The organism is Leifsonia sp. SIMBA_070 (assembly GCF_046534635.1).
Taxonomy (GTDB): domain Bacteria; phylum Actinomycetota; class Actinomycetes; order Actinomycetales; family Microbacteriaceae; genus Leifsonia.
This window is the reverse complement of record NZ_JAWRYK010001025.1, coordinates 1-231: the sequence shown is the minus strand read 5'-3', so window position 1 is coordinate 231 and position 231 is coordinate 1. Positions and strand designations below refer to the sequence as shown.

The 231-nt window shown below is 68.0% G+C and carries 1 protein-coding gene; it reads left to right on the top strand.

Annotated elements, in window-relative coordinates; genetic code table 11:
• The coding region (locus SB754_RS23265) for an SDR family oxidoreductase (protein WP_410784600.1) at positions 1 to 231 on the top strand (231 nt) is incomplete at both ends.

The following is a 231-nucleotide window of genomic DNA, read 5'->3' as shown; positions in this document are numbered from 1 at the left end:
ATGACGTATCGGGCCTCCAAGGCCGCGGCGATCCACTTCACGAAATCTGCGGCCATCGAGCTGGCCGAGTACGACATTCGTGTCAATTGCATTGCGCCGGGCAACATTCCCACCTCCTTGCTCGCCACCTCCGCGGCAAAGATGTCGCCGGAGGCCGGGGAGCGGTTCACCAGGGGCGTGCGCGAGGCCATGAAGGCCGACCGGCCGCTGCGGCGCGACGGCACGCCCGGC